The sequence below is a fragment of the Aeromicrobium sp. genome (assembly GCF_025965075.1).
Classification (GTDB): domain Bacteria; phylum Actinomycetota; class Actinomycetes; order Propionibacteriales; family Nocardioidaceae; genus Aeromicrobium.
Map to the genome: position 1 here is coordinate 1 of NZ_JAOPXQ010000179.1, position 6,879 is coordinate 6,879.

Consider the following 6,879-nt stretch of genomic DNA (forward strand, 5'->3'; position numbering starts at 1 on the left):
GACGCGTCCTGCAAGCAGTGCCTCGTGATGCTCGATCTCGCGAAGGCCCTCGCCGAGCGCGATCCCGAGCTCGCCGCCGCCTACGACCTCTGAGGACCTTCTTATGACTGACAACCTCCTGCGACCCCGTCGCTCCGTCCTCTACATGCCCGGCGCCAACGAGCGCGCCCTCGAGAAGGCCAAGGGCATCGACGCCGACGCCCTGATCCTCGACCTCGAGGACGCGGTCTCCCCCGACGCCAAGCCCGAGGCCCGCGACCGGGTCGTCGCGGCGGTCCAGTCCGGTGAGTACGGTCACCGCGAGCTCGCGATCCGCATCAACGGCATCGGCACCGAGTGGCACGAGGCCGACCTCGCCGCCGCCGGGGCCGCGGGGCCCGACGCCGTCCTGGTGCCGAAGGTCAACTCCGCCGACGAGGTGCTGCAGCTCGTCGCCGGGCTGGAGGCCGCCGGTGCGCCGGAGACCACCCAGCTGTGGGCCATGATCGAGACCCCGATCGCGCTGCTGCACGCCGAGGAGATCTGCGCCGCGCACGAACGCCTGACGGTCATCGTGATGGGCACCAACGACGTCGTCAACGAGACCTACGGGCTGCACGTGCCGGGCCGCAACCCGCTCGTGCTGACGGCGCTGTCGCTGTCGCTGCTCGCCGCCCGGGCCGCCGGCAAGGTCATCATCGACGGCGTCTACAACGACGTGAAGAACCTCGAGGGCTTCGACGCCGAGGCACGCCAGGGCCGGGAGATGGGCTTCGACGGCAAGACGTTGATCCACCCCAGCCAGGTCGAGCCGGCCAACGTCGCGTTCGCCCCCTCGGAGGAGGACATCGAGCACGCCCAGGAGATGATCCGGACGTTCGACGAGGCCAAGGCCGCGGGCCAGGGCGTCGTGACGTTCAACAACCGCATGGTCGAGGAGCTGCACATCCGCGATGCGCACCGCATCCTGGCGTTCGCCGAGGCCATCGCCTCGCGCTGACCCACACGTATACGACAGAGGGTCGCCGTCCCGTCCGGGGCGGCGACCCTCCGTCGTGGTGGGCTACTTGTACGTGCGCATGCCGTAGAGCTCGGAGTAGATCCGGGTCTTCAGCGCCTCGCGTCGACGACGCTGCCGCACAGCCTCGAGGAGGATCTGGCGGTCGATCTCCGACAGCTGGTCCCAGGGGCGCGTGCCCCGGGCCTTGCGGAACTCGATGAGTGCCACTTCGTTCACCCCCTCTCCATCTGCTCCGGCCTTCGGGGTGAGTGAGGTCGGGTTCTGTGCGGGCATGAGTCGGGTGTCGAGCTGTGGGGTCATGGCGCGCCTCCTTTCGGGTGAGTGGGGACGGGTGGACGGGGCGTGCCGACATACGAAAAAGCCGCCCCGGATCAGAGATCCGAAGCGGCAGAAGAGCCGACAGGTGTGGGCTACTTCAGGTGCACTGCTCCGGAGATGAGACCGGCGAAGGACGTGACGGCGTCAGGAACGGTGAGTCCGTGGGTCGTCGTGGTGATGTTGTCCATGGGTCCACCTCCTCGGTCAGGTCGCTCCGGTCGGAGCAGTCCTCAGCAAAGTAGCGCATCGACGATCGTGATGTCCACCACACGAGATCGGCGCGGCCGCCGGAAGCGTGTTCCGACGGCCGCGCCTGCTCGTGGTGCCGTTACTTCTTGAGCTTCAACGCTCGCGAGATCGTGAAGAAGATGTCGGTCTGGTCGGTCAGGCCCACGACGTTGGCGGCCTGGGGTCCGTACGCCGCGACCCGCAGCTGCGAGCCCGTGTGCTGCTGGGAGCCACCCGCGGCGGCCGTGCCGTAGCTGATCGTCAGCGGGCTGCCCTCGTTGGTCAGCAGGTTCGTCGACAGGCCCGGAGTCGTGCTGCCGGCCTCGACGATCTGGCTGGTGTGGGCGTGGTCTGCCGTGACGATGACCGTCGTGTGCTTGTCCTTCTTGGCGAACGCCAGGGCCGCCTGGACGGCCTCGTCGAGGTCGAGCGTCTCGCCGATCTGGCCGCACGCGTCGGCCGCGTGGTCCTGCTTGTCGATGCTGGCGCCCTCGACCTGCAGGAAGAAGCCCTTCTTGTTCTTGTGGTCGAGCAGCTTGATGGCCTTCGTCGTCAGGTCGGCGAGCCTGGGCTGGGTCGCGGGACGCTTGGCGTTGTCCTCGCAGCGCGCCGGCTCGAGCTTGCCGCCACCGGGAGTCGCGGCGGGTCCCGTGTAGCGCACCGGCAGGTTGCCCGGGGCGAACAGGCCGAGGACCGGCTTGCTCTGGGTCGCGGTCTTGATCGCGTTGAGCGAGGCCAGGTCGGTGGGCAGCTGGTAGCCGCGGCTCGCGGCCTGCTCCAGCAGCGTCTTGTCCTTGAAGTCGCCCGCGGTCGCCTTCTCCGCGAACGTCGCCGCCCCGCCGCCCAGCGTCACGTCGGGCCGGGTCGTGAGCATCTGCTCGGTGATCGAGCCGGGCCCACCGTTCTCGAGCGCGGCCTCGGGGCACGTCGTCGCGGTCTTGACCGGTCCGTAGCAGGAGCGGGCCGAGATGTGCGCGACCTGCACGGCCGGGGTCGCGTCCTGGATCTCCGCCGTCGTGACGTTGCCGGTCCGGAGCCCGCGCTTCTTGGCGAGCTCGAGGAGCGTCTTCTGCGCCTTGCCGCGGATGTCGACCGAGATCGCGTTGTCGTACGTCTTGGTGCCCGTCGCCCACGCCGAGCCGGTCGCCGCGGAGTCGGGGACGTAGTCGGCCTTGCCGTCCTTGGTCAGCGAGTACGTCGTGTACTGCCCCGTCAGCGGGAGCGCGTCGATGCCGGGGAACCGTCCGCCGGCCCCGTGCACGTAGTCGCGCGCCGAGGTGATCTCCGAGTCCCCCATGCCGTCACCGATCAGGAGGATGACGTTGTCGGACGTGCCGCCCTTGATGGCCGCCTGGACGGCCTTGCTGTGGTCCCCGGACAGCCGCTTCGCTCCGCCGTGGACGGACGGGTCCTGGCCCGCTCCGATGGCCCCGACCGTGCCGGCTCCGACGACGACGGCCGCCACCGAGAGGGCGACGACGGTGCGCCCGGTGGTCCTGCGTGTGTGTGAGTTCATGGCCGTAGCCCAGCGGACCCGGGTGAACGGGGGCCGAACTCCTCCCGGCGGCCGGCTGAAGGCTCGCCCTCATTCACTCCAGGCGTTCATCGATCTCGTCCCGGCTGTAGCCGCTGGCGTACAGCAGGTCCGCGGCCAGGGACCGGATCTGCGCCGCGATCGCGGCGCTGTTCATCGTCATGGCCTCCGGCAGGGCCGCCGTCGCCATCCGCGCGGCCTCGACGAGCTGCTGCCGGGCCTCCTCGAAGTCGTCCCGCTCCGAGAGGTCGTCGGCGAAGATCCCGATCGCCCGGGCGAGTGCGTCGATCGCCTGGTCCATGCCCGCCGGGACGGGCTCGCCGTGGCGGAGCAGCGCCGAGGCCTTGCGCGCCATGACCCGGGCGTCCCGGACGGCGTTGTCGAGGTCGTGGACCGTCGACACGTACGTCTCGACGTGCTCACGCTGGCGCCAGCGCATCGGCGACATCCGCGCGATCTCCGAGACGTTCGCGGCAGTCGATGTCATCGACTCCACGAGCGGCTGCATGCTGCGCGCCTCCTGGAGGGCCAGGTCGGCGAGGGACGCGTCGATCGTGCGGAGCGACTGGGCGATCCGGCTGAGGATGCCGCCGAGCCGGTTGAGGAACACCTGCACCTCGCGGTCGATGTCGCGGACCGCGTTGCGCGGGATCAACAGGATCATCGCCAGGCCCACGGCGCCGCCGACGAGCGCGTCGAGGAACCGGGTGATCGCCGGATTGCCGGCCCCCATGGCCGGGACGACCGCCGCCAGCAGCACCGAGGAGTTGGCCGCCTGCGTCAGCGCGAGCCCCTTGAGGCCCAGCAGGGTCGCGATCGTCACGGTGAGGGTCACGATCAGCGCCATCTGCCACGCCCCGCGGCCGATCCCGAGGATCAGCAGCTCGCCGACCAGCACGCCGATCGAGACGCCGAGGACCAGCTCGTACGACGTCCGGCCGCGCAGCCCCGCCCCGGCGATCAGCACGATGACGCACGCGACCGGCGCGAAGAACGCCTGCCGGTGGTCGAGCACGTGGGTCGCGAAGAAGTATGCCGTCGCGGGGCCCAGGCTCAGGCGCAGCAACGTCCGCCAACGACGCCGCAGGACCCGCAACCGGTCGGTCATGGTGTCCGCGGACCGCACCCGCAGGCGTCGTAGCGGGATCTCGTGGGACGCGCTCACCGGTCTGGGCCGGTCTGGCCGGACATCGTCAGCGCAGGAGCTTGCGGATCACGACGATGCCGGCGATGACGGCCGCGGCCCCACCCACGAGCGGCACGATCGTCTCGAGCCGGGGCGAGCCGGTCTCGTCGACGAAGCGGGCCTTGAGGTCGGCCAGGCCGCGGCGAGCGATGTTCTTGGGGCTCGTCCGGTCGATCAGGGCGTCGACGGTGTCCGCCAGGTGCTCACGGATCGCCTCGATCTCGGCGACTTGATCATCGGGTCTGGCCTTCGCCACGTCGTGCCTCGCTCACCTGGGAGTCTGCGGAGGTGCGGCCGAGGGGCGCGCACGCATACGTAAGGATAGAGCCCATGACGACGCGACTGCAGCCCGGCGACACGGCACCCGACTTCACCCTCACGAACGACGCCGGTGAGCCGGTCCGGCTGTCCCAGCAGGACGGCAAGGTCATCGTCTACTTCTACCCCGCCGCGATGACCCCGGGCTGCACCACACAGGCCTGCGACTTCAGCGACTCGATCGATCGGCTGCAGGCCGAGGGCTACACAGTGCTCGGCATCTCGCCGGACCAGCCGGAGAAGCTCGCGGCGTTCCGCGAGCGCGACGGCCTGAGCATCACGCTGCTGTCCGACCCCGACAAGCAGGTCCTCGAGCAGTGGGGCGCGTTCGGCGAGAAGAAGCTCTACGGCAAGGTCGTCCAGGGCGTCATCCGCTCGACGTTCGTCGTCGAGGACGGGACGATCACGCTGGCGCAATACAACGTCAAGGCCACCGGGCACGTCGCGAAGCTGCGGCGGGACCTGGGTCTGGGGGCGTAAGGCTCCACCGCCCCCCGGTGGTGGGTGGCGTCGATCGGTTGCGCGGCTGGTCCCGGCTCGTCCCTCCGTGCTCGCGGCGCTGGACGGAGGGGTCACCCCCAGCTCGTCGGGTCGCCTATTCTTCTCTCGGGGCCGATGTGGTGGAACTGGTAGACACGCAGGTTTTAGGTACCTGTGTCTTCGGACGTGCAGGTTCAAGTCCTGTCATCGGCACACAGAGTAATTCGCGGAACCCAGCGATTATTGATCGCGAAACTCCGACCTGATCTCGTGACGACGAGATGCGCGTCGTTTCCGAAGATGCTCCGCCTGCCGCCACGGTCTTGAGCGCCAGTGCCGAAGCACTCGCGACGCCCGACGGTTGGGCTGCGGTGGTCGGTCTGTTTTACTACGTCGCGTAGTAGAGCCAGTCCGAGTCGAACATCAGGAGTTCGCGTGAAGCACCTGCCCAGCCTGCTCATCTGCATCGTCGTAGGTGTCATCGTCTTGGCGCCTCTGTCTGCGTCGGCGCATGCCTCTCTCGCTTCGTCGAACCCGGCAGACAAGTCCCAAGTCGCCACGATGCCCACCGAAGTGTCAGTTACCTTGACCGAGCCAGTACGCCAACCGGCTTCGATTTCGGTGATGTCAGCGGATGGCACCGAGATCAACAGCGAGACCGTCACGGTCCTTGACGACACCGCGACGACCGCAATTGATGGCCCAGTGGCGGCTGGTGACTACACCATGAAGTATCGGATCATCTCTGTGGATGGTCACACCGTCACTGGCACGGTTGGCTTCGAAGTTCTCAACGGGTCCGCGCCCGAGCCGACTCCCTCATCCGAGCCGACTGGTCAGGTCGCATCCGAGCAGGCGATTCTTGCGGACACCTCCAACGACTCGTCCACGACCCAGGACGCGATCACCATCGTGGGGTTCTCCGTTGTGGCCATGACAGGCTTGCTTCTCGTTCTGCGAGCGGGACTGCGGTCGGCGGGCAACGAAGATGCCGACTGATCTCCGTATTGCCGGAACGTCACTTTTGTGAATATCATCGTCACATGGCGATGATATTCACACATGCCGTTGACGCGCCGGAAGCGCCTCTCACCGCTGCGGCGTGCCTGTTCCATGGGTTCAGCGACCGCTCACGACTGGTGATTCTGCAGCACCTTCTGCTGGGCGAGCACCGGGTCGTTGAACTGACTGAGCACCTGGGCCTTGCGCAATCAACGGTGTCCAAGCATCTTGCCTGCCTCAGAGACTGTGGGTTGATCACATCCCGTCCCGAGGGCCGCGCTTCGGTTTTCAGCGTGACTCATCCCGAAGCGACCACCGCACTTCTGGCGGCCGCCGAGCAGCTCCTTGACCTCACCGGTTTCGCTGTCACCTTGTGCCCCAATCACGGGGTGACGGCTCATGACTGACCTGGACACCGCAACCAAGGCGCGCCTCGGACGACGTGCCAGGATGCTCGCCGGACTGTCAGTGACGTACAACGTCATCGAAGCCGTTATCGCCATCACCGCTGGCCTCGTCGCCGGATCTGTCGCCCTCGTTGGTTTCGGCCTGGACTCAGTCGTAGAAGTGTCCAGCGGGCTGATCATTCTGTGGCAGTTCTCGCATCGAATCCCTGAGTCGCGCGAACGGCAGGCACTGCGCCTGCTTGCCTTCTCGTTCTTCGCGCTGGCCGCTTACGTCGGCTTCGAGTCCGCCCGCGCACTGATCTTCGGATCCGACCCGGACGCGTCTACGGTCGGAATAGTTCTCGCTGCTGTGTCCCTGGTCGTCATGCCGCTCATCTCGTACGCGCAGCGCCGAACCGGAAAGGCG

The 6,879-nt window shown here is 67.8% G+C and carries 8 protein-coding genes, 1 tRNA gene and 1 pseudogene; 6 read left to right on the forward strand and 4 right to left on the reverse strand.

The annotated features are described in order from the left end of the window. Positions 1-103 precede the first annotated feature (103 nt). Positions 104-979 carry a CoA ester lyase gene (locus tag JWQ91_RS10935; protein WP_297783619.1) on the forward strand — a complete coding sequence of 292 codons (876 nt, stop codon included), beginning with the start codon at positions 104-106 and terminating at the stop codon, positions 977-979. A 63-nt stretch (positions 980-1,042) separates the two neighbouring features. Here the strand turns inward: JWQ91_RS10935 and JWQ91_RS10940 are convergent, their stop codons facing one another. From JWQ91_RS10940 to JWQ91_RS10955, 4 genes are all read right to left on the reverse strand, one after another. Beyond that, positions 1,043-1,216, reverse strand: coding sequence for a hypothetical protein (locus JWQ91_RS10940; RefSeq protein ID WP_297783621.1), 174 nt, complete (start codon positions 1,214-1,216; stop codon positions 1,043-1,045). Positions 1,217-1,646: 430 nt separating this feature from the next. After that, complete coding sequence (phoA, locus tag JWQ91_RS10945) at positions 1,647-3,062, reverse strand: alkaline phosphatase (protein ID WP_297783624.1); 1,416 nt, start codon at positions 3,060-3,062, stop codon at positions 1,647-1,649. Between the two features lie 73 nt (positions 3,063-3,135). Then, positions 3,136-4,245, reverse strand: a complete 1,110-nt coding sequence (locus JWQ91_RS10950) for an FUSC family protein (protein WP_297783628.1) — start codon at positions 4,243-4,245, stop codon at positions 3,136-3,138. A 28-nt stretch (positions 4,246-4,273) separates the two neighbouring features. Next, the gene (locus tag JWQ91_RS10955; protein WP_297783632.1) at positions 4,274-4,522 is read right to left on the reverse strand and encodes a DUF3618 domain-containing protein; all 249 of its coding nucleotides are present in this window, start codon (positions 4,520-4,522) and stop codon (positions 4,274-4,276) included. A 74-nt stretch (positions 4,523-4,596) separates the two neighbouring features. On the opposite strand from JWQ91_RS10955, the gene bcp reads away from it, so the two are divergent. The 5 genes and pseudogenes from bcp to JWQ91_RS10980 all read left to right on the forward strand — a co-directional run. Then, positions 4,597-5,064, forward strand: a complete 468-nt coding sequence (bcp, locus tag JWQ91_RS10960; RefSeq protein WP_297783635.1) for a thioredoxin-dependent thiol peroxidase — start codon at positions 4,597-4,599, stop codon at positions 5,062-5,064. 131 nt (positions 5,065-5,195) lie between these two features. Beyond that, a tRNA-Leu gene (locus JWQ91_RS10965) sits at positions 5,196-5,277 on the forward strand. A gap of 222 nt (positions 5,278-5,499) precedes the next feature. Further along, on the forward strand, positions 5,500-6,063 hold the full coding sequence (locus JWQ91_RS10970; protein WP_297783638.1) for a copper resistance CopC family protein: 564 nt from the start codon (positions 5,500-5,502) through the stop codon (positions 6,061-6,063). A 44-nt stretch (positions 6,064-6,107) separates the two neighbouring features. Further along, complete coding sequence (locus tag JWQ91_RS10975) at positions 6,108-6,473, forward strand: metalloregulator ArsR/SmtB family transcription factor (RefSeq protein ID WP_297783642.1); 366 nt, start codon at positions 6,108-6,110, stop codon at positions 6,471-6,473. Next, positions 6,466-6,879: pseudogene (locus JWQ91_RS10980) on the forward strand (hypothetical protein); the annotation flags it as partial. The gene JWQ91_RS10975 and the pseudogene JWQ91_RS10980, both read left to right, overlap by 8 nt.